11 protein-coding genes are annotated in these 20,741 nt (G+C 74.5%); 2 read left to right on the top strand and 9 right to left on the bottom strand.

The features are described from left to right. Positions 1–10: 10 nt before the first annotated feature. From A8713_RS24165 to A8713_RS24155, 3 genes are all read right to left on the bottom strand, one after another. Positions 11–1,723 (bottom strand): (2,3-dihydroxybenzoyl)adenylate synthase, encoded by a 1,713-nt coding sequence (locus A8713_RS24165; RefSeq protein ID WP_064535676.1) that lies wholly within the window; start codon positions 1,721–1,723, stop codon positions 11–13. After that, the gene (gene dhbC, locus A8713_RS24160) at positions 1,720–2,919 is read right to left on the bottom strand and encodes an isochorismate synthase DhbC (RefSeq protein WP_064535675.1); all 1,200 of its coding nucleotides are present in this window, start codon (positions 2,917–2,919) and stop codon (positions 1,720–1,722) included. Before dhbC ends, A8713_RS24165 begins: the two co-directional genes overlap by 4 nt. 430 nt (positions 2,920–3,349) lie before the next feature. Beyond that, positions 3,350–3,775, bottom strand: coding sequence for a DUF3291 domain-containing protein (locus A8713_RS24155; RefSeq protein ID WP_064535674.1), 426 nt, complete (start codon positions 3,773–3,775; stop codon positions 3,350–3,352). Positions 3,776–3,863: 88 nt separating this feature from the next. Here A8713_RS24155 and A8713_RS24150 point away from each other — a divergent pair, with 88 nt between their 5' ends. Next, on the top strand, positions 3,864–4,568 hold the full coding sequence (locus tag A8713_RS24150) for a MerR family transcriptional regulator (RefSeq protein WP_064535673.1): 705 nt from the start codon (positions 3,864–3,866) through the stop codon (positions 4,566–4,568). A gap of 168 nt (positions 4,569–4,736) precedes the next feature. Next, positions 4,737–5,639, top strand: coding sequence for an AfsR/SARP family transcriptional regulator (locus A8713_RS24145; RefSeq protein ID WP_064535672.1), 903 nt, complete (start codon positions 4,737–4,739; stop codon positions 5,637–5,639). Between the two features lie 77 nt (positions 5,640–5,716). Here the strand turns inward: A8713_RS24145 and A8713_RS24140 are convergent, their stop codons facing one another. The 6 genes from A8713_RS24140 to A8713_RS34745 form a co-directional block, all read right to left on the bottom strand. Further along, the gene (locus A8713_RS24140; RefSeq protein WP_064537679.1) at positions 5,717–7,006 is read right to left on the bottom strand and encodes an NAD(P)/FAD-dependent oxidoreductase; all 1,290 of its coding nucleotides are present in this window, start codon (positions 7,004–7,006) and stop codon (positions 5,717–5,719) included. An 11-nt stretch (positions 7,007–7,017) separates the two neighbouring features. Beyond that, positions 7,018–7,752 carry a 4'-phosphopantetheinyl transferase family protein gene (locus tag A8713_RS24135; RefSeq protein ID WP_064535671.1) on the bottom strand — a complete coding sequence of 245 codons (735 nt, stop codon included), beginning with the start codon at positions 7,750–7,752 and terminating at the stop codon, positions 7,018–7,020. Positions 7,753–7,782: 30 nt separating this feature from the next. Next, positions 7,783–9,594: an acyl-CoA dehydrogenase family protein gene (locus A8713_RS24130; protein ID WP_064535670.1), complete on the bottom strand. Its 1,812-nt coding sequence runs from the start codon at positions 9,592–9,594 to the stop codon at positions 7,783–7,785. A 1-nt stretch (position 9,595) separates the two neighbouring features. After that, positions 9,596–11,293, bottom strand: coding sequence for an acyl-CoA dehydrogenase family protein (locus A8713_RS24125; RefSeq protein WP_064535669.1), 1,698 nt, complete (start codon positions 11,291–11,293; stop codon positions 9,596–9,598). Further along, positions 11,290–12,915: a PfaD family polyunsaturated fatty acid/polyketide biosynthesis protein gene (locus A8713_RS24120; protein ID WP_037889062.1), complete on the bottom strand. Its 1,626-nt coding sequence runs from the start codon at positions 12,913–12,915 to the stop codon at positions 11,290–11,292. The genes A8713_RS24125 and A8713_RS24120 overlap by 4 nt, the downstream gene beginning before the upstream one ends. A 183-nt stretch (positions 12,916–13,098) precedes the next feature. After that, positions 13,099–20,736 (bottom strand): beta-ketoacyl synthase N-terminal-like domain-containing protein, encoded by a 7,638-nt coding sequence (locus A8713_RS34745; protein ID WP_064535668.1) that lies wholly within the window; start codon positions 20,734–20,736, stop codon positions 13,099–13,101. Between the last annotated feature and the right edge of the window lie 5 nt (positions 20,737–20,741).

The raw sequence follows: 20,741 nt of genomic DNA, 5'->3' as shown, positions 1-20,741 counted from the left end.
GTGAGATCGCCTAGTCGTGGGGGCCGTGGGGGCCGTGGGGGCCGTGGGGGGCGCTGGCGGAGTCGGCGGCGGTCGTGCGCAGGTCCCTCTTGCTGACCTTGCCGACGCCGGTGTGCGGGAAGGCGTCGACGAACTCGACGCGGTCGGGCACCTTGTAGGCGGCCAGTCCCCGTTCGCGCACGAACCGCCGCAGGGCGGCGGCCCGCAGCTCGGCGCCGCGGCGCAGGATGACGTAGGCGCAGCTGCGTTCGCCGAGGTAGTCGTCGGGGACGGCGACGACGGAGACGTCGTGGACCGCCGGGTGGCCGAGGATGACGTTCTCGACCTCCTCGGCGGCGATTTTCTCGCCGCCGCGGTTGATCTGGTCCTTGCTGCGTCCTTCGACGACGAGGTGGCCGCTGCCGGTCAGCCGGACGAGGTCGCCGGTGCGGTAGAAGCCGTCCGCGGTGAAGGAGCGCGCGTTGTGCTCGGGGGCCCGCCAGTAGCCGCGGATGGTGTACGGGCCGCGGGTGAGCAGGTGTCCGGTCTCGCCGGGGGCGACGTCGCGGTCGTCGTCGTCGACGACGCGGATCTCGTCGTCCGGGCAGATGGGCCGGCCCTGGGTGGTGACGACGGTCTCCTCGTCGTCGTCCAGCCGGGTGTAGTTGACCAGTCCTTCGGCCATGCCGAAGACCTGTTGCAGGGCGCAGCCGAGGGCGGGCCGGACGCGGCGGGCGGCGGCCTCGCTGAACTTGGCGCCGCCCACCAGCAGTACCCGCAGGCTGCTGAGGTCGTACGGGGTCGCGGCCGCCGCCTCGGTCCACACCAGGGCGAGCGGCGGGACGAGCCCGGTGTGGGTGACGCGTTCGCGTTCGATCAGCGGGAACGCGGTGTCCGGGTCGGGGCGCGGGCAGAGCACGACGCGGCCGCCCGCGGCCAGGGTGCCGAGCGAACCGGGCGAGCTGAGCGGGAAGTTGTGCGCGGCGGGCAGGGTGACGAGGTGGACGCTGTCCTCGTCGACGGCGCAGATCTCGTCGGAGGCGCGCACCGAGTAGAGGTAGTCGTCGTGGGTGCGCGGGATGAGTTTGGGTACGCCGGTGCTGCCGCCGGAGAGCTGGAGGAAGGCGAGGTCGCCGGGCGCGGGCTCGTCGTGCGGGACGGGTTCGCGCGGCACCTCGGCCAGCGGGGTGTGCTCTCCGGGGTCACCGACGACGAACACGTGCCGCAGTGTGGGGGCGTTGGCGCGGACCCGGGTGGCCAGGTCGCGGTAGTCGTAGCCCTCGTGGACGTCGGCGACGACGTAGGCGACGGCCTCGCTGAGCACGCAGAAGTGGGTGATCTCGGTGTCGCGGTGGGCGGGCAGCGCGAAGACGGGCAGCGCGCCGATCCGGAAGAGCGCGAAGAGCACCTCGAAGAACTCGGCGACGTTGGGCAGTTGGAGCACGACGCGGTCGCCCCGGCCGATGCCGGCGGCGAGCAGTCCGGCGGCCGTCCGGTCGGCGCGGCGGTCGAGTTCGGCGTAGGACCAGCGGCGTCCGGCGCCGGCCGGGTCGACGACGGCGGTGCGGTCGGGGTGGCGGGCGGCGCGGGCGCGCAGCATCTGCCCGAAGGTCTCGCCGCGCCAGTAGCCGGCGGCGCGGTAGCGCTCGGCGTACGCGGCGGGCCAGGTGGGGGCGTCGGGCGCGGCGGCGGCTCCGGCGGCCGGTGCGGTCTCCGGTGCGGTGTGCGGGGCCGGTGCGGTCACAGTGCTGCTCCCACGGCGTCCAGGAACGTACGGAACTTGGCGCCGGTCTCGGCGGTCTCGGCGGCGGGGTCGGAGTCGGCGACGACCCCCGCGCCGGCGTACAGGCGCAGGTCCTGGCCGCGGGTCTCGGCGCAGCGGATGGTGACCACCCACTCGCCGTCGCCCGCGGCGTCGCCCCAGCCGACGATGCCGGTGTACAGGCCCCGGTCGAAGGGCTCCAGCTCGCCGATGACCCGGCGGGCGTGGGCGGTCGGGGCGCCGCAGACGGCGGGGGTGGGGTGCACGGCGCAGGCCAGGTCCAGCGCGGTGGCGGCCGGGTCGGCGAGGGTGCCGGTGAGGGTGGTCGACAGGTGCCACATCGCGGCGGTCTTCACCAGGGTGGGCCGCGGCGGTACGTGCAGGGTGGCGCAGTACGGGGCGAGGGCGGCGCGCATGGCGTCCACGACGACGGCGTGCTCGTGCAGGTCCTTGGCGGACCTGAGCAGCGCGGCGGCGCGCTGCACGTCCTCGGCGAGGTCCGCGCTGCGCGGGGCGGAGCCGGCCAGCGGGTTGGCCACCAGGGCGGTGCCGCGCCGGGAGACGAGGAGTTCGGGGCTGGCGCCGAGCAGGGTGCCGCCGGTGGCGGTGGGCACGGCGAAGGTGTAGCCGTGGGGGTCGCGGCGGGCCAGGCGCTGGAGCATCGCGGGCAGGCCGGGCGTCCGGTCGGCGGTGAGGTCCAGGGCGCGGGCGAGGACGACCTTGCCGAACTCGCCGTCCCGCATGCGCCGTACGGCGGCGGCGACGGCCTCGGCGTACCGCTCGGGCTCGGGCACGGGCCGCAGGGTCCAGGCGACGGGTTCGGGCGGGGGCGCGGGCAGGGCGATCAGCGGGTCGGCGGCGAGGGCCGGAGCGCGGTGCAGCGCGGCGGGCACGACGAGTGCGGCGGGCGCGGTCCGGTCGAAGGGGATGGCGCCGATCACCACGGGGTCGGCCGCTCCCCGGGCGGCGGCGGTGCCGAGGGCTTCCCGTACGCGGTCGGTCAGCGGCCTCTCGTCGTGCGCGACCCGGGTGTGCGTGCCCTCGGCGAGGAGGGTGCGGGTCGGGGAGGCGAAGAAGCGGTGGGCGCCGGGCCGGTAGGCGTCGAGGAGAGCGGTCGCCACGCCGACGGCACCGGCTGCGGTCTCGCCCCTGACGAGCGTCTCGTGGACCGTGGTCACGTTGGTTCTCCGGGTTCTCCGGTACCGGGGTACCGGGGGAAGAGGTGCGGCCGGTGCGGGGTGCGGGATGCGGGATGCGGGATGCGGAAGTGCGTACGGCGGCCGGGGGCGCGCGGACGGGTCGACATGTCGACCCCGGGTGCCGGGGGCGGCGCCGGGCGCCGGGCTCGTCCGCCGGACGGCCCGGCGAGTGGCCCGGCGGGAAGCGTAATGAGAGTGCGGGCGCCGGGGCCCGCGGGCTGACAGCGCCTGACAGGCGGGGCGCGGGTCACGGCCCCGTTCGGCCAAGGAATGGCAAAGGGCTCAACCCGGGGTGGCGGGGCGCGGGTCCGGGCGGGCGGGGACCCGGCCCGAGGGCGGGGGCGTCCTCGGGCCGGGGGCTCAGGGGACCGGAGGCTCAGCGGGCCGGGGGCCCCGGTGGGCCGGAGGCTCAGTGAGCCGCGCGACCGCCGGCCGCCGCGTCGGCGCGGGCCTTCTCGTCGATGCGGCGCTTGGCGTCCTTCCAGTCGATCGGGAGGCCGGTGACGGGCACCTCCCAGAAGATGAACGTCGAGCGGCGCATGGTGGAGCGCACATTGCCCATGACGCCCTTGTGCGGTTCGGTCCTGGCGTACGTGTACAGCGCCTCGCGGCTCTCCCACGCGCTCAGGGTGAAGAAGGTCCTCTTGAACGGCTGGGCCTCCAGGGACGCCCCGAGCGCTCCGGGCGCCTTGCGCACCTGACCCCAGGCGGCGAGGGACTTCCAGAAGAAGCGGGGGACGTCCTTCAGGGACCGCACCTCGAAGCGGGAGGCCATGACGAAGGCGGTGGTGTCGGGCCGGGCCGGGTTCGGCGTGACCCAGGGAAGAGTGGGCACGGTAGTCTCGCCTCCACGGTTGGTGAGTGACACTATCCATCTTAGACAGTGGCACTACCCAATTGCCAGTGGGAGAGCGGAGAAGCTGATGCGGATCTCGGAACTCAGTCGTCGCAGCGGGGTGCCCAACGCCACGATCAAGTACTACCTGCGCGAGGGCCTGCTGCCGCCGGGCCGGGCGACCGCCGCGACCCAGGCCGAGTACGACGCCACCCACCTCAGGCGGCTGCGCCTGGTCAGGGCGCTGATCGGGGTGCGCGGACTGTCCGTCGCCGCCGCCCGGCAGGTGCTGGACACCGTCTCCGAGCACCAGAGCGACGTGCACGAGGTGCTCGGTCTGGCCGTCGGCATAGACCCCTCCGGCAGCGGCGCGCCCGGCGGCCCCGAGGAGGGCCCGGCCGCCGAGGACTGCCACGAGGCGGCCGCCCTGCTCGACGCGCTGGGCTGGTGCGTCTCCGCGTACAACCCCGCCCGGCGCGTCATCGACCAGACCCTGAGCACCCTGCGCTCACTGGGCATGGAGTACGACTGGCGGCACCTGCTCCCCTACGCCGAGCTGGCCGCCCGCGCCGCCCGCCTGGACCTGGACGAACTCCAGGCGTTCGAGGACCCGTTGGAGAAGGCGGAGCGCGCGGTGCTGCTGACGTTCCTGCTGGAGCCCGCCCTGATGGCGCTGCGCCGCCTCGCGCAGGAGGCCGAGTCGGAGCTGCGGCACGGCGAGAGCGCGGCCGGCGAGGACACGATCTGCGCCGGACCCGTCGAAAGCGCCGCGGCGGCGGGCGGGCGTGAGTGAGGGCTACTCATGTCCGCCCCGTGCGCACGCCCGCCCCGGCACACCGCGCCCCGTCCCCCGCGCCGCCGCGGCGCCGGAAGGTGAGTGGCCGCGACTCAGGCCCGCGCAATGCCCCGCGTGTTCTTCTCGTGTGCGGAATTCAGTACACCGCGCACGGGAGGCAGGAGAATGCAGTTCCGGATTCTGGGCCCGCCCGATCTCTACGACGAGAACGGCGACCGGAGCGTGCCCCTGAACGCCCCGAAGACTCGGCTGCTGATCGGCGCTCTGCTCGCCCAGCCGAATTTCCCCGTCCCCCGTTCCCTGCTGATCAGGGAACTCTGGGGCGCCACTCCCCCGCGCCAGGCCGCCCATACCCTCAACGCCCATGTCTCCACGCTCAGGAAATCGCTGCTGCGACTGGAACCGGAAGGCGCCGAAGGGCAGCGGCTGAGCGCCCGCGAGGCGGGCTACGCGCTGCGCGCCGCCCCCGCCGAGACCGACGCGGGACGCTTCCGCGAGGCCGTGACGGCGGCCCGCCGCAGCGCCGAGCGCGACCCCGGGACCGCCTGTACGGTTCTGGGCGCGGCCCTCGCGCTGTGGCGCGGTGACGTCCTGGGCGGCGGCACCCGCGGCCCGGTCTGCACCCCGCTGGCGGCCCGCCTGGAACGCGAGCGCCAGGAGGCTCTGGAGATCTACTTCGACTGCGCGCTGCGCACCGGGCGCCACCAGCAGGTGGTGCCCGAGCTGGAGGCGGCCGTCGCCGCCCACCCGCTGCGCGAACGCTTCCACGACCAGCTCATGCTGGCCCTGTGCCGGTGCGGGCGCGGCCCGGAGGCGATCGGTGTCTACCGGCGCGCCCGGCGCCGGCTGGCCGCCGTCGGCGGCGCCGCCGCCACGCCGCTGCTGACGGCCCGCCTCGAGCAGATCAGCGTCTGCTCCCCCGTCCTCACCGACCCGGGCGCCGCCGCGCCGGAGAGCGCCGTCCCGCGTCCCGGCACGGGCGCCGCCGAGGAGCCCGAGGAGCCCTCGGCGCTCTCGGTGGCGGGCTATCTGACCCAGCTGCTCAGCGGCCGGGTCCTCGCCTCCTGATCCCGCCGCGCACCTCGCACACGCACGAAGCGCGCCCCCCGCCACAGGCGGAGGGCGCGCTTTGCGTCACGGAACGCTCAGAGTTCGGAGATGAGCTGGCGCGCCGCCTCCATTCCGGAGGAATATCCGGCCTCGTGCGAACCGATCTGGTCCACGCCGTGCCGCTTGGCGTGGAAGTAGGAGCCGCACAGCTTCACGCGGCTTCCCACATTCACGTCGTAGATGCTCTTCTGCATGTCACGGACGTGAATGTCGATGATCGGGTGGGTGTACGGGAATTCGGCGATGACCGTCTCCGGGTCGACGTCCCGCGGATAGTCGAGGGTGACGAAGTAGTCCTTCTCGGAGGTGAATCCGTGGAGCTTGTTCATGTAATAGGCGACATAGGTGCGGGCCTCGCCGTCCACGTCGACCTTGCCGTAGTTCCACGCCTGCCAGCGCTCCCGGTCGGCCGGCATCACGGACGGGTCGGTGTGCAGCACGACCGAGGAGCCGTTGTAGCGGACCTTGGAGAGCACCTCGCGCTGGTGGTCACTGGCGTTGTCCAGCAGGGCCAGCGCCTCGTCGGCGTGGGCGCCGACCACCACGTAGTCGTAGCGCTCGCTGCCGCGCGCGGTGGTCACCGTGACCCCGTCGTCCTCCTGGTGGATCGCGGTGACCGGGTCGCCGCTGCGGATCTCGGGGCCGATGGCGGCCAGCGCCTTGCGGACGTAGGAGATGGAACCGCCGCCGACGGTGCGCCAGTCCACCTGGCGCCCGCCCAGGCCGCCCTCGTCGTGGCCCATGAAGAAGGCGATGGCGGTGCTGGCCGGCATCTCCCAGATCAGCTCGGCCGGGATGGACCAGACGGCGGAGCACAGCAGGATGACGTAGGAGTTGCGGAACGCCTGGCTGTAGCCGCCCCGGTCCAGGTACTCGCCGAGCGGGATGTCGGCCTTCTTGCGGACGAAGTCCTTGCGGCCCTCGGTGTGGAAGCGGCGGGCCTCGCGCCAGATGGTCAGGAACTCCTCCGTGTAGCGCTCGGCCACCTCCTCCTCGGTCAGGGCGAGTTCGGCGGTGCCGTACTCCAGGCCCGAGTCCAGGTCGAAGAAGTTGAAGGCGCCCTGGTGCTCGACCGCCTCGACGCCCAGCTCGTCGAAGAACTCGCACAGGTTGGTGTACGCGGGCCGGTTGAAGACGACGAAGGCCGTGTCGATGCCGAGCGTGCGGCCGTCGTCCTCCACCTCCACCGTGTTGGCGTGGCCGCCGAGGCGGTCCTCCCGCTCGTAGATCGTGATCTGGGCGCGCTCGCGCAGGTGGTAGGCGGCGGAGATACCGGAGACTCCCGCACCGACGATGGCGACACGCGGGGTGGTGGGTTGCGTCATGGTGATGTCCTTCATGCGGTGGTCAGGGCGGTCAGCGAGAGGTCGGACAGGTCGGTGCGGCGCAGGGCCCCGGGCCGGCCGTGCTCGGTGGCGACGGCGACGACGTGCCGGGGCCCGGCGTGGATCAGGTCGAACCACCAGCGGGCGTCCGCGCCCGGCTGCCGCGGGTCGCGTACGGCGATGCGGTCCCCCGGCCCGCGGACGACGCCGAAGCTCGCCAGGTCCCGGGTGAGCCCGGTGCCCAGCGCCTTCAGATACGCCTCCTTGAGCACCCACAGCTCGCTCGCCAGGGCGGCGCGCGCGCCGGGCGCGGCCCCGGCGAGCCGGGCCCGCTCCTCGGGGCCGAGCCGCCGGGCCAGGTGGCAGGTCAGCTCCGGGGAGGCGGTGACCGGGGCGACGTCCACACCGCAGCCGCGTCCCCGGGTGACGACGCAGGCGATGAGTCCGTCGTGGTGCGAGAGGTTGAACCGGACGCCGTCGGTGGCCGGTTCGGGCTCGGGCCGCCCGTGGGCGCCGTGCGTGAAACGCCAGCGGTCCACGGGCCGGCCGGTGCGGGCGGTGAGCGCGTAGCGGCACAGCAGCCGCCCGCCGAGGTAGCGGCGGCGCGCGCCCTCGGTGCGCCGCCGGTCCAGCGCGGCCCGCTCCTCGGCGGTCAGCAGGCGGGGACCGCCGAGCGCGGCGGCGAAGGAGGCCACGGCCGGCTCGGGCAGCAGCCACAGGAACGCCCGGTCGTCACTGCGGATCACGCGACACCTCCCTGGTGGACGGACGATGGTTCAGCGGCGGGCGGCGGACTCGTCAGTGAGCCGCTTGGCGAGCGGGAACTGCCAGTACGAGAAGAGCCGGTTGTCCTGGTGCAGGCCGCGCAGCACCTCCATCACCTCGTCGACGACCGCCTGCGAGGTGACCTGCTCGTGCGGGAACAGCTGGCGGCGGATCCGCTCCAGCTGGAGCAGCAGCAGGGACGCGCTGGGCAGCGGCGCCTCCACGGCGTCGGCGGAGTGGACATGGGTGAGCACGCAGGCCGCCGCGGCGTGCACCAGGCAGTACTCCTTGGCCAGTTCGAACAGCTCGGGCGACTGCGCGTAGTCCTTGCCCAGTTCGGCCTTCAGGGCGGCGGCGCGCTCGCGCAGGGGCCCGGCCCGGCCGGTCAGTTCCCCGGCGAGGTCCGCGGCGGCACGCAGCCGCTCGGCCTCGGTGCTCGCGGCGCCCTCGGCGCCGTCGGCCCGGTCCGCCAGGGCGCGCAGCCGGGCGATCCCGTCGGGCGCGGCCAGCACCGCGTCGTCCAGGCCGCGGCTGAACAGCTCCTGCTTGACCGGCTCGTACACCGGCAGCTCCCGGTCCAGGCCGTAGAGCACGGCGGCGCGCTCGGCGGCGGCCTCGCGCACCCCCTCGCCGGGCTCGGCGGCCCTGTCGAGCAGACCGGCGAGCTGGTGGCCGAGGTTGCGCAGGTTCACCACGGTGTTGCCGTCGGCGATGTCCGTGATCAGGATGTCGCGGACCATCTTCTGGTGCATGCCGTAGTGCGGGTGGTCGCGCAGGAAGGTGCGCGCGCCCAGGACGACGGTCAGCTGGGACATCGTCTTCTGGAGCAGCGTCGGCACCTGGTACTTGACCACCGACGACCAGACGCTGATCTGCTCGGGCGCGGCCTGGAGGGCGCGGGCGGCGCCGAGGACCATCGCGTCGGCGATCATCAGGTCGGCGAACGCCTCGGTGAGCTGGCGCCGGGTGTAGGGCACATCGCTGATCCGGTCACCGAACAGCACCCGGCGCTCGGCGAAGTCGAGGGCGAGCCGCAGGCTGGTGTCGACGGCGGACAGTGCCAGGTGCATCAGCACCACCCGCGCGGTCTGGCTGGTCTTGAGCGCGATCTCCAGGCCCTGGCCCTCGCGCCCGATCATCGCCGAGTCGGGGACGAACGCGCCGTCCAGGCGGACCCCGCTCAGGTCCAGGGCGCGGGTGCCGTACAGGTCCTCGAAGGGCAGGTCGGCCACCGTGCCGGGCTCGGCCCGCCACTTGTCCAGGACGAACAGCGAGTAGGCGGCCGGGCCGGGGCGCTTGCCGGTGCGGGCGAAGACGACCATCTTGTCGGCGACGGTGGCGTTGCCGATCGGCCACTTCTCTCCGGTGAGCAGCCATCCGCCCTCGGTCCGTTCGGCCAGCACCTCGTTGGCGACCAGGTCGCTGCCGTGGACACGCTCGGACAGGCCCCAGGAGACCGAGCTGCCGCGCTTCATGTCCTCGATCAGCGCGCCCTTCTGCTCGGGCGTGCCCAGGATCCAGGCGGGCATGAAGCCGAGGCTGTTGAGGGCCAGGCCGACCGCGGTGGACGGGTCGCGCCGGGCGACCAGGCGCATCAGGCCCATCCCGGTCTCGACGTTGCCGGCCAGACCGCCGTCGCTCGCGGGCAGACAGCGCAGGTGCAGGCCCCAGCGGCGCAGCAGGGCGACGAACTGGTACGGGTACTCGCCGCGGACGTCGTGGTCCAGGATCTGCGCGAAGGGCATCCGGCTGTCCGCGTCGTGCGGGTCGCCCAGGTACTCCTCCAGGCTCGCGGCCAGCTCGGTCACGTCGGACTTGGGCATCTCAGGGCTCCTTACGGGGGGTGGCCAGCCGGACGGGCAGGGCGGTGAACAGCCGGTCGCCGGTGTGCAGGGCGCGGACGGCGTCCAGGGCGGGCGCCAGCAGGGCCGCGTCGCGGCGCGGGTCGGTGCCCTCGGCGCGGGCGAGGAGGTAGGCCAGGGCGGCGCCCAGCCAGCCGGTGGCGCCGGGCTCGGCGCCGTACAGGGAGCGGTCGCGGTTCGCCTGCCACAGGTGCAGGCAGCAGGCGGCGGCGTGCAGCCAGGCGTAGCGTTCGGCGGCGTCCACGAGCGCGTTCGGGTCGGCGCCGGGGCGCTGCGCGGCCCGGGTCAGCTCGCCGAGGTCCGCGACCGCCGCCACCAGGCGCGCGGCCGGCCGGGCCGCCTCGCCGAGGCCGTCGGGCAGCGCGTCGGCGGTGTCCGGCAGCCCGGCCAGGACCGGGTCCTGGCCGCGCGCGAACATGTCGAGCCGGGCCGGTTCGTACGGCGGCAGCGGCGCGTCCAGGGAGAAGACGCTGTGCACCGCGTCCTCGTCGGCGGGGGCGGTGCCCTCGGTGAGGGTGGGCAACTGGCCCGCGTAGGAGCGGAGGTTGGCCAGGGTGCTCGCGTCGATCACCCGGACCACCTGGGAGTCCCGCTGGAGCTTCTGGAAGAGCCCGGCGCCGGGCGCGCCCTCGCGCAGCACGGAGCGGGTGGCGAGCACGGTGCCCGAGCGGCGGATCAGGTCGTCGGTGGCCTCGGCGACGACGTGCTTGGCGGACAGCGCCCACACGCTGAACGCCTCGGGCACCACGTGCACCCCGCGGGCCGCGCTCAGCGCGACCGCGTCGGCGGCCAGCAGCGCCGCCGCGGCGACCGACAACTCCCGCTTGGACCACGGGGATTCGACCAGCTCGGTGCGGCCGGTGCGGCGGCCGGTGGCGAAGTCGAGGGCGATGCGGACGGCGGTGTCGGCGATGCCGAGGCTGCCGGCCATGCTCATCAGCCGGACCGCCTGCTGCGCCTTGACGGCCACCTCCAGGGCCTCGCCGCGCCGGCCGACGAGCGCGTCCTCGGGCACGGGGGTGTCGTGGAAGCGCAGGGTGGCCAGGTCGATGCCGCGCATGCCGCCGGTGCGCGGCGCGGGCACCCGCTCCAGGCGGCCCTCGGGGATCCGGTCGGTCTCCAGCAGCACGGCGGAGAAGGCGCCGGGGCCGCGTTCGCCGGTGCGGGCGACGACGTAGACCGCCTCGCCGCGCAGGCCGAGGCCGACCAGCCACTTCTCGCCGGTGAGGGTGGACTCGGGGGTGAGCCGCACCTCGTTGGTGAGCAGTTCGCTGCCGTGCGCGGCCTCGGTGAGCGCGAAGGCGACGGCGCCGCCGGAGCGCAGGATCTCCGCGGCCCGCTGCTGCTGCTCGACGCTGCCGTGCAGTTGCAGGCAGGTCGCGGCGATGATGCTGAACATCGTGCCGGGCATGACGTTGACGTCCCGGCGGGCGGCGGAGCGCACCAGGGTGAGGCTGCGGTCGAAGGACTCGAACGCGCCGCCCCACTCCTTGGGCAGGTAGTTGCGGTGGAACCCGGCGCGGACCAGCTCCGCGCAGAGCTCCTCGGGGAACTCGTCGCGCTCGTCGCGGGCGACGGCGGCGGCGAAGCCGTACGGGTTGGTGTCGTCGGCGGGGTCGCCGAGGCGTTCCTCCAGCTCCTCGGGGGTGAGTGTGCTCATCGCAGCCCCACCGAGGAGCCGTGGGCGGGCGTCTCCAGCGGGACCGGCCGGTAGTCGGCGGCGGTGGCCGGGATGTGCACGCCGGCGGTGCGCAGCTGGGCGAGCCGGGTGTGGAAGGCGGCGCCGCGCATCAGGTGGTGGGCGACGTCGGCGACGCGGCGGTTGCCGGGGGTCTTCAGATAGCTGCCGGTGACCCAGTCGTTGAAGCTGCCCATGGCCGGGCCGCACCACACCTGGTAGTCCATGGCGCGGCCCTCGTCGCCGGTGACCGCCCAGCGCGAGGACATGCCCAGGTACCAGCGGAAGACGAGGGCCATCCGGCGCTTGGGGCTGCCGGCGGCGCGGGCGAGCTGCTCGGGGTCGCGGCGGGTGAAGTAGGTGACGCACTCCTGCCAGACGTCCTCCAGGGAGCGGCGGAAGATCTGCTGCTCCAGGCGGGCCCGGTCGGCGGGCGGGATGGACTCCAGGCTGTCGCAGCTCTGGTACAGCTCGTACAGGCGCTTGGCCCGCATCGGGAAGAGCGTGCCCTTCTTCAGGACCTGGAGTTCGACGCCCATCTCGAACATGTCGGCGGCCGGGGCCATCTCGCAGTCGGCGATGCCCGCCTCGGCCAGCATCTCCTTGGACTTGGCGGAGGCGCCGGACTCCAGGCAGGACTGGTTGACGGAGCCGGTCACCACATAGGCGGCGCCCATCGCGAAGGCGGCGGCGACCGCGACCGGGGTGCCCAGGCCGCCGCCCGCGCCGACACGCACCGGCACGGCGTAGCGGAACTCGCGCTGCACGCTGTCGCGCAGCCGCAGGATGGTCGGCAGCAGCGCGGGCAGCGGGCGCCGGTCGGTGTGGCCGCCGGAGTCCGCCTCGACGGTGATGTCGTCGGCGAGCGGGACGTGGTGGGCGAGCGCGGCCTGCTCGGCGGTGATCAGGCCCTGCTCCAGCAGGGCGCTGACCAGGGTGGCCGGGGCCGGGTGCATGAAGCGTTCGGCGGTCTCGGAGCGGGAGATCTTGGCGATCAGCCGGTTGTCGGCGACGACCCGTCCGTCCGGGCCGCGGCGCAGTCCGGCCAGCCGGTAGCGGACCACGTGCGGGGTGAGGTCCATGTACGCGGACGCCTCCACGCAGCGCACCCCGTGACGCAGGAACAGCTCGACGGCCTCCCGCTCCAGCCGGTCCTCGCTGGGGCTGTGGATGAGGTTGACGGCGTAGGGCAGTCCGGGGATCTCGGCGGCGAACCGGGCGAGGGTGCGCTCGATGGTCTCGGGCAGCAGCCCGGCGGCGCCGAAGGAGGCGAGGAAGCCCTCGCGGGCCAGGGCGATCACCAGGTCGGCGGAGGCGATGCCGCCGGCCATGGCGCCGGCCATGTACGGCTGGGCGACGCCGTGGGCGGTGCGGAAGGCGGCCGAGCCCAGGCGCTCGGGCGGCAGCGGTTCGGCGGCGGCGAGCAGCGGCAGTCCCTCACCCTCGGCGGAGGCGAAACCGCCGGAGACCGCGCCGATGCCCTCGGGGGTGACGGCGATGAAGCAGGGCTGCTCCAGGTCGGCCAGGACGTGGTAGATCCCGGCGGGGTCCGTGCTGGGGTACCGCTCTCCGTACCAGCGGAGAGGGGTGTCGCGAACGTCCATCGTGAAACGAAGCTCCTTGGCTGAGCGGCGGGTGCGGGCGGGGGCCTGTCGTTCGGATCGGGAGGCGGGGCCCCGGCGGCGCCGTGTCCGCGGGGGCGGGCGGGGTCCGGCGGCCGGCCGCGCGGACGGCCGGCCGCGCCGGACCCCGCGTCCGCGGCGGGGTCCGAACGGCGGGCCCCGGCGTCACCCCTCGGTGGGGCGGACCTCGATGGCCACGTCGGTCAGTTCGTAGATGCGCAGGCCCGGCTTCCACAGGTCGGCGTCGGCGATGACCAGCAGGCGGTCGTCCTCGCGGCGGATCTCCTTGACGTGCACGTCGAAGAAGAGCTCCTTGTCGTGGCGCAGGATCTGGCCGCGGTACTTCCAGGACGTCTCGACCCCGGTGGCCATGGCGAAGCGGGGCCGGGCGTAGCCCTCGGCGAGGTTCTGCTCCAGCACGTACAGGCGCAGCGCCTGGAGGACGGCCTCGACACCGAGCGAGCCGGGCATCACCGGGTCGCGGTGGAAGTGGCAGTCGAAGTACCACTCGTCGGGGCGGACGGCCCGCTTTCCGTGCAGATAGCCCTTCCCGTGCCGGCCGCCGTCGGTGACCAGGTCGACCCGGTCGACGAGGGCGAACTTCTCGCCGGGCAGATACAGGTGGCCGCCGTCCGGGTCGGTGAACGCGGGCGCGCCCTCGGGGAGTTCGATGCGGCGGACGCGGTCGGCGGCCGGCTTCTCGGACTCGATCCAGGGGGCCACGTACTGGCCGTTGTCCAGGCCGACCTGGTTGGCGAGGGCGGCGGCGTTGAAGTAGCCGAAGAGCGACTCGCCGGTGTAGAAGACCTCGCCGTCGGCGGAGAGTTCGTAGCTGAAGTTCTGCAGCACCGCGCCCTGGACGGCGCTGGTCATCAGCAGCTTCGAGTGGTGCTTGATGGTCTTGCCGCGCAGGTCGATGTCCTTGACGAGGGTGGCGCGGCCGTCGAGGTTGCGGATCGCGTACTGCTCCTCGGGGTTCTTCAGGGTGGCGCCGAGGTAGTAGCCGAGGAAGATCGCCGCCTGGAGGGAGGACTCCATGTAGACGGCGTTCGGCATGTGCGGGTGGGAGTTCTGCTCGTAGTACCAGGCGTCGGCCGGGGAGTCGTACTCGGTGACCATCTCCGAGCCGGGCGAGAGGTCGCCGCGGGTGCCCTTGAGGGACATGACGCGGTCGACGAACTGGAAGTCGCCGTTGGGGATGTAGGGGGCGCGGCTGTCGCGGTAGACCTCGAACTCGGGGCCCATCGCCATGTCGAGCAGGCCCTTGGCGGCGTGCGCCAGGTGCAGTTCGTTGATCATCGCCGGTTCGCCGGAGCGGTTGCGGCGGCCGAGGAACTCGGGGAACCCGCCGGCCTCGGGGCGGTAGGGCGAGCCCTCCTTCTCGCGGACCTGGAGGCCGAGGTTCTTCATCCGGATGACCGGCTTGTCACCGAGGTAGATCAGGACGTCGGCGATGACGGTGGCGCGCGGCAGCAGCGTCAGCTCCATCACCTCGACCTCGTAGCGGATCTCCTCGTGGGCCTGGGTGATCTGGCCGCGGACCTGGACCTCGATGGGGGTGTCCGTGACGCACTGGAAGCGGGCGTCGGGCAGGGTGAGGTGCAGGCCCTGGTGGAGCAGGTAGATCTGGAGGAGTTGGACGGCGCCCTCGGCGACCAGCGAACCGGCCAGCACGTGGTCGTCCGGGAAGTGGCAGGTGAAGTACCAGGCGTCGGGCTGGAGCTTCTTGATCGCGCTGAGCGTGCCGAGTCCGCGCGGGCCGCCCTTGCGGTCGATGACGACGTCGTCGACCATGCGCAGCTTCTCGTCGGGCAGCCGCAGCGCCGGGTTGATCCCCGGGTCCTGGGCGTGGTCGGGGCCGAAGACGTCCCCTGGCCTGCCCTGGGCGAGCAGGTCCAGGTCCTCGCGGGTGAGGTGGTTCTTGTCGGTGTACGCGAGGGGCTTGAAGTAGCCGCGGGGCAGGGCGGCGCGGGCGGCCTTCTCCTTCTCGGTCATCACCACGCCGAGCGGGGTGTCCAGTTCGGCCTGGCTGAAGAACCCGGCGCAGGCGTCGTGGAGTTCGAGGATCAGCTCGCCGTCCGCGTAGCACTTGTAGCTGAAGAAGAAGAGGGTGGTGTCGCCCTGGTGGACGAAGCGGTCGATGGAGATGTCGTAGCGCAGGGTCTGGCCCACCCGGGGCAGGTTGCCGCGGAAGATCAGGGTGCTGTCGAGCAGCCGGTAGACGCGCTCGCCCTTGTTGCGGAAGTCGATGCCGAGGTAGCTGACCAGCAGCAGGTCGCACTGGCCCGCCTCGACGGTGACGGCCGGCGGGACCCCGCCGTCCACCGCGTACCAGGCGTCCTCGGGGACGTCGTACTCGGTGGTGATGGTGGCGGGCTTGAACTCGCCGGTGGTGCCCTCGATCGCGGTGACGCGGCTGACGAAGTGGTACGGCGGCGCGGGCAGCCGGACGCGCTTGCCGTAGCCGTCGATCACGCCGAACTCCGGTCCGAAGACCTTGGCGACCGAGCCGACCGCGAACTCCAGCAGGTCCTTCTCGTCCCAGATGACGCCTTCCTTGACCTCCCGGGCGGGCTCGGCGGGAGCGGCGGGAGCGGTCTGCGCGGGGGCGGGCGCGACGGTCTGCCGCGGGGCGGGCGCGGGCGGGACGGCGGGCAGTTCCGGCAGCGGCGCCGGGGCGGGCACGGCCGGGGCCTCCTGCCGGACGGTCACCTCGGGGACCGGCTGCGGCCGCGCGGCGTCCCCGTCGAGGAACGCCTCCACCCGGGAGAGGGTGGCCGACTGGAGGATGTGCTGGGTCTCCATCACCACCGAGTGGGTGGCGACCATCTGGCGGCGCATCTCGCGTACGAGGTCGGCGGCGACGGCGGCCGAGGCCGTGCCCTCCTGGTGCGCGGTGGGGGCGGCCGGCGCGACGGGCCGCTGCGGCGCGGCCGGCGCCGGGGCGGACGGCTGCTGCTCCTGCGGCGGCGGTGCGGCCGGGGACGTGCCGCCGGGCGCGTGCTGTGCCCAGGGCAGGTACGTGACCGGGGTGCCGTCGAAGGCGATGACCTCGGCGTCGGCGAGGGTCGGGTCTGCGGGCATGAGTGCTGAGTCCTCCGGCGGTACGGGCTGGACGGGGTCGGGGGCGGGGGCCGGCACGGCGGCCGCGGCGTGCGGGGCGGACCCGGCGGCCGACGGGGGTGTGGCACCGGCGCGCGGGCCCGTTCCGGCCGGGCCCGGGGCGGGCGGCGGTACGGCCGTTCCGGTGCCCGCGAGGCTCGCGGCGGGAGCGGCGGCGGCCGGAGGGGCGGCGTGCGCGGCGGGCGCCGGAGCGGTGAGCGAACCCACCGGAGCGGCCGGGGCCGTCGCGTGGGCCGGGGCGGCGGAGACGGCGGCCGGGACCGCGCGGGGTGCCGTGGAGGTGACGGAGACCGCGCCGGGCACGGCCGTCGCGCCGACCGCGGCCGGGACCTGCGGCGCGGCGGCGCCGGCCAGTTCGCGGGCGATCCGGGCCGGGGCCGGGTCCGCGCCGCCGACCCGGAACCGGGCGGGGCGGGCCGGACGGGCCGGGACGCGTTCGGCGGCCGGGCCGAGCAGCACGGCCAGGTCGAGGTCCAGGCCGTGGGCGGTGAGCCGGGCGGCGAGCTGGGCGATCGACTTGGTGGCGGCGACTCCGCGCCGGTCGACCGGCACCGCGACGTGCGCCGCCTCACCCAGGGTCTCGCGGACCCAGCGCGAGCAGGTGGCGCTCGGCCCGACCTCCAGGAAGTAGCGGAAGCCGCGGTCGTGGGCGCCGCGCACCAGGCGCGGGAAGTCGATCGGGGAGCGCAGGGTGTGCGCGATGCGGCGGGCGATCTCCGCGCGGTCCAGGGCGGGCAGCACCTCGTAGTCGTAGGCGCTGAGCAGTTCGAGGTCGCCGAAGGAACCGGTCGGGTAGTCGTTGAGCCCGGCCAGGCCCTCGGACTCGGCGTCCACCACCGGGCAGTGCATGACCGCGTTGACGGGCGAGCGCGCGGCCGGGCAGCCCAGTTCCTCGATGAGGGCGCGGCACTGGGCCGGGTCGCCGGCGACGACCAGTTCGGCGGGCGTGTTGACGTGGGTGAGGTGCACCCGGTCGTAGCGGGGCAGCGCGGCCCGTACGGTGTCCGCGTCGGTGAGCAGGACGTGGCTCGCCCACACCTGGGCGTCCGGGGTGTCCTCGGGCAGTCCCCATGCCTCGCGGACCGTGCGGCGCGGTCCGCACAGCCGGTCCTTGAAGATGGGGGTGTTGCTGATCAGCGCGTCGTCGCGGCCCTCGGGCCGCCAGCCGCCGGTGGCGAACAGCATGCTGGACTCGCCCAGGCTGTAGCCGAAGCCGCCGTGCGCGGTGATGCCGAGGATGTCGCGCACCAGGTCGGTGTAGAGGATCGCGAAGCTGGTGCCGGTGGCCAGCATGAACGGGATGTCCTCGCCGAGCCCGGCCTCCAGGGCCATCAGCTCCCGGCGGCCCGGGGCGGCCTGGCCGCGCGGGTGGAGCGCGGCGGCCCGCAGATGGCGTTCGGGCGCGTCGGCCTGGGACTCGAAGCGTTCGAGCAGTCCGGGGAAGGCGCGGAACAGGTCCTGGCCGAGGCCCGGGTAGGAGTTGAAGGCGCCCGGGTAGACCAGGGCGACCTTGCCCTCGGGGCCGATCGGGCGGGCGGCGAAGCAGCTGCCCGCCGGGGTGGTCCACTCGCCGCCCGAGGCGTGCACCGCGGGCAGGTCCCGGGCGGCCAGGGCGAGCTGGGCGCTCAGTTCGGCGCGGTCGCGGCCGACGAGCACGGCCCGCACGGTGCGGCCGGTCAGCTCCCGGGCCGCGTCGCGGGCCAGGGCGTACGGGTCGGAGCCCGCGTCGAGCAGCTCGCGGTGCCGCTCCACGGCACTGAGCAGTCCGTCGAAGGTGTCGGCGGACAGCGGCAGGACGACGGGACCGCCGGCCCGCTGCCAGTCGCCGGGCACCAGCGCGCCCCGGGTGGCCTCGGCGGAGAGCGTGAGGTGCCCGTGGGCGCCGGACGCGCCGATGAAGCCGACGGACGCGTACCGGCGTGATCCGGCTGTGCGCCGCAGCCAGGGGCGGGAGGCGTCGGGGACGTAGAGCGCGGAGGCGGCGAAGTCGTCGGCGAGCGCGGCGGCCGGGCGGCGCCAGCCGCTGGTGCCGGGCACATAGCCGTGGTGCAGGCAGAGCACGGTGCGGATGAGTCCGGCCATGGTCGCCGCGCAGCCGGCGTCGCCGATCTGCGCCTTGGCGCTGCCGAGCGCGACCCGGCCGGTGCGGCCGACCGGGCCCGTGGGCGCCTCGGGGGCGTCGGCCGCCGGGAACACCCGGGCCAGCCCGGCGATCTCGGCGCGGTCCTGGTCCGGGGTGCCGCCCGCGTGGGCCTCGATGTAGCCGATGTCGTCGGCGGTGATGCCGGCCTCGGCGAGGGCGGCCTCGGCCGCCGCCGCGTAGGTGTCGGCGTCGGCCTCGGGCACCCGGCCGTCCACGGGCGGCGCGTGCCGTACGGCGACCGCGTCGATGCGGGCGTACACGGGCGCTGCGGCCTCGCCGGGCCGGGTGACGACGATCGCCCCGGCGCCCTCGCCGATCCGGCGGCCGGCCGCGCCCTCGTTGAAGGTGAGCCCGGCCTCGGCGACCACGTCGGGCCGCAGCAGCAGGTTCTCGGCGGAGCCCGCCAGGTCCACGGCGCCGACCAGGACGGCTTCGATGCCCGGGTCGAGCAGCAGCAGCCGGGCGACCTGGAGGGCCTCGGCGGTGGCGGAGCCGTCGGAGGAGACGGTGAAGGAGGGTCCGGTCAGGTTCCACAGCGAGGAGATGCGGCTCGCCATGACGTTGCCGATGTAGCTGAGCACCTCGTTGGCGACGATCGGGTCGACCACCGCGTCCCGGCCCGCCGCGGTCAGCCGGGCGAGTTCCGCCTCGTCGACCTCGATGCCGGCGCGGGCGAACTCCCGGCGCACGAAGGTGCCCAGGCCGTAGCGGGTGATCCGCAGATGGGTGGTGGGCTCCGTCTCCATGCCGACGACGACCGCGATGCGGCGCGCGGCGGGCGCGGACTCGCCCTTGGGCACGGCGCGGCTGTAACCGGCGTCGTGCAGCGCCTCGTCGGCGACCTTGATGGCCAGGGCGTGCTGGAGGTTGTAGGTGCGCAGGTCGGCCGGCGGGATCCGCAGGTCCATGGGGTCGATGCCGAGCCCGTCGACGAACGCGCCGTGCGGCAGCGCGTCCGGGGAGACGCCCGCGCCGTGTTCGAGGGAGCCGCCGCGGGTCTGGTCGAGGCCGCGCCAGCGCCGCTCGGGCAGCGGGCCCAGGGCGTCGCGGCCGGTGTGCACGGCGCGTTCGAAGGCGTCGACGGAGTCGAACGAGCCGAAGTGCGCGCCGAGTCCGGCGATGTCGAGCGCGGGCACGGGCGTCTCGGCGGGCGGCGCGGTGGCGGTGCTGCCGGCGGCGGCCGGGTCCGCCTGGGAGAGGACGACGTGCGCGTTGGTGCCGCCGAAGCCGAAGGCGGAGACCGCCGCCCGGCGCGGCCCGGTGCCCTCGGGCCAGGCGCGGCCGGTGCGGACGAGGGCGTCCTCGCCGACCCGGCCGTCCTTGGAGCGGACGGGCTGCTCGACGCCGATGGTCGGCGGGATGTGGCCCTCGCCCATGGCGAGGACGACCTTCAGCATGCTGCTGAGCCCGGCGACGGTGAGCAGATGGCCGATGTTGCCCTTCACGGACCCGATCAGCGGGATCCGGCCGGCCGCGCCGAAGAAGTCGGCGACGGACTGGGCCTCGGTGGCGTCCCCGATGGGCGTGCCCGTGGCGTGGCATTCGAGGTAGTCGATGGTGGTGGGGTCGATGCCGGCCTGCTCGTAGGCGAGCCGGTAGGAGCCGAGCTGCCCGGCGCCCTGCGGGACGAGCAGATGGCGGCCGCTGCCGTCGTTGGTCAGGCCGATGCCGTCGACCACGGCGTGGATGCGGTCGCCGTCGCGCAGCGCGTCCTCCAGCCGCCTCACGACGACCATGCCGGCGCCCTGCCCGGTGAGGATGCCGCCGGAGCGGGCGTCGAAGGGCTGGCTGAAGCCGTCGCGCGGATAGGCGTTGAGGTCGCCGAAGGAGAGGTGGATGAGGGTGGGGTCGGGGGCGCAGACACCGCCCGCGAGGACGACGTCGGCCTGCCCGGCGGCGAGGTGGTCGCAGGCCAGCTTGAGCGCGTACAGCGCGGAGGAGCAGGCCGCGTCGAGGGCGTAGCGGGGACCGCCGAGGCCGAGCGCGGCGGCGGCGACCCCGGCCGGGGAGCCGCTGACGCTCAGGTCCTCGGGGTGCAGCCGCTCGCGGTCGATGCGGTCCTCGGCGCGGGCGAGCGCGCCGAGCGCCGGGTGCCCGGCCCGGCGCAGCCCCTCCAGCACGGCCTCCTGGACGAGGGGCACGCTGACCTGGGCGGACGTCGGGGTGGGGAAGGAGTAGTTGCCGAGGACGAGGCCGGTGCGGGCCAGGATGTCGGGGCGGCCGGCGTGTCCGCTGTCGCGCAGCGCCTCCCTGGCCACGTGCAGGGACCAGTGGAAGATCCGGTCGAGTCCGGCGAGGTGCTCGGCGTCCAGCAGGTAGCCCTGCGGGTCGAAGTCGAAGTCGGTGACGAAGCCGCCGCGACGGCAGTAGATGTCGTGCTGGGGGTCCAGGTCGCGGGGCTCGGGCGGCTGGCCGAAGACCTCCTCGCCTCCCTCGCGGCGGCTGTCGGCGCCGGAGCGGAGGTTCTGCCAGAACTCGGCGGGCGTCTCCGCTCCCGGGAACAGGCAGGAGAGGCCGACTATGGCGTACTTGCTCATGAGAG

Source organism: Streptomyces sp. SAT1, assembly GCF_001654495.1.
Lineage (GTDB): Bacteria > Actinomycetota > Actinomycetes > Streptomycetales > Streptomycetaceae > Streptomyces > Streptomyces andamanensis.
Note: the sequence above shows the minus strand (reverse complement) of the source record. Positions and strands in the feature narration are given on the sequence as shown.

Excerpts from the sequence above, each read along its gene's own strand:
- A8713_RS24150 (WP_064535673.1), top strand. The coding sequence starts at position 3,864 with ATGCGGATCTCGGAACTCAGTCGTCGCAGCGGGGTGCCCAACGCCACG.
- A8713_RS24145 (WP_064535672.1), top strand. The coding sequence starts at position 4,737 with ATGCAGTTCCGGATTCTGGGCCCGCCCGATCTCTACGACGAGAACGGC.
- A8713_RS24140 (WP_064537679.1), bottom strand. The coding sequence starts at position 7,006 with ATGACGCAACCCACCACCCCGCGTGTCGCCATCGTCGGTGCGGGAGTC.
- A8713_RS24130 (WP_064535670.1), bottom strand. The coding sequence starts at position 9,594 with ATGCCCAAGTCCGACGTGACCGAGCTGGCCGCGAGCCTGGAGGAGTAC.
- A8713_RS24125 (WP_064535669.1), bottom strand. The coding sequence starts at position 11,293 with ATGAGCACACTCACCCCCGAGGAGCTGGAGGAACGCCTCGGCGACCCC.
- A8713_RS24120 (WP_037889062.1), bottom strand. The coding sequence starts at position 12,915 with ATGGACGTTCGCGACACCCCTCTCCGCTGGTACGGAGAGCGGTACCCC.
- A8713_RS34745 (WP_064535668.1), bottom strand. The coding sequence starts at position 20,736 with ATGAGCAAGTACGCCATAGTCGGCCTCTCCTGCCTGTTCCCGGGAGCG.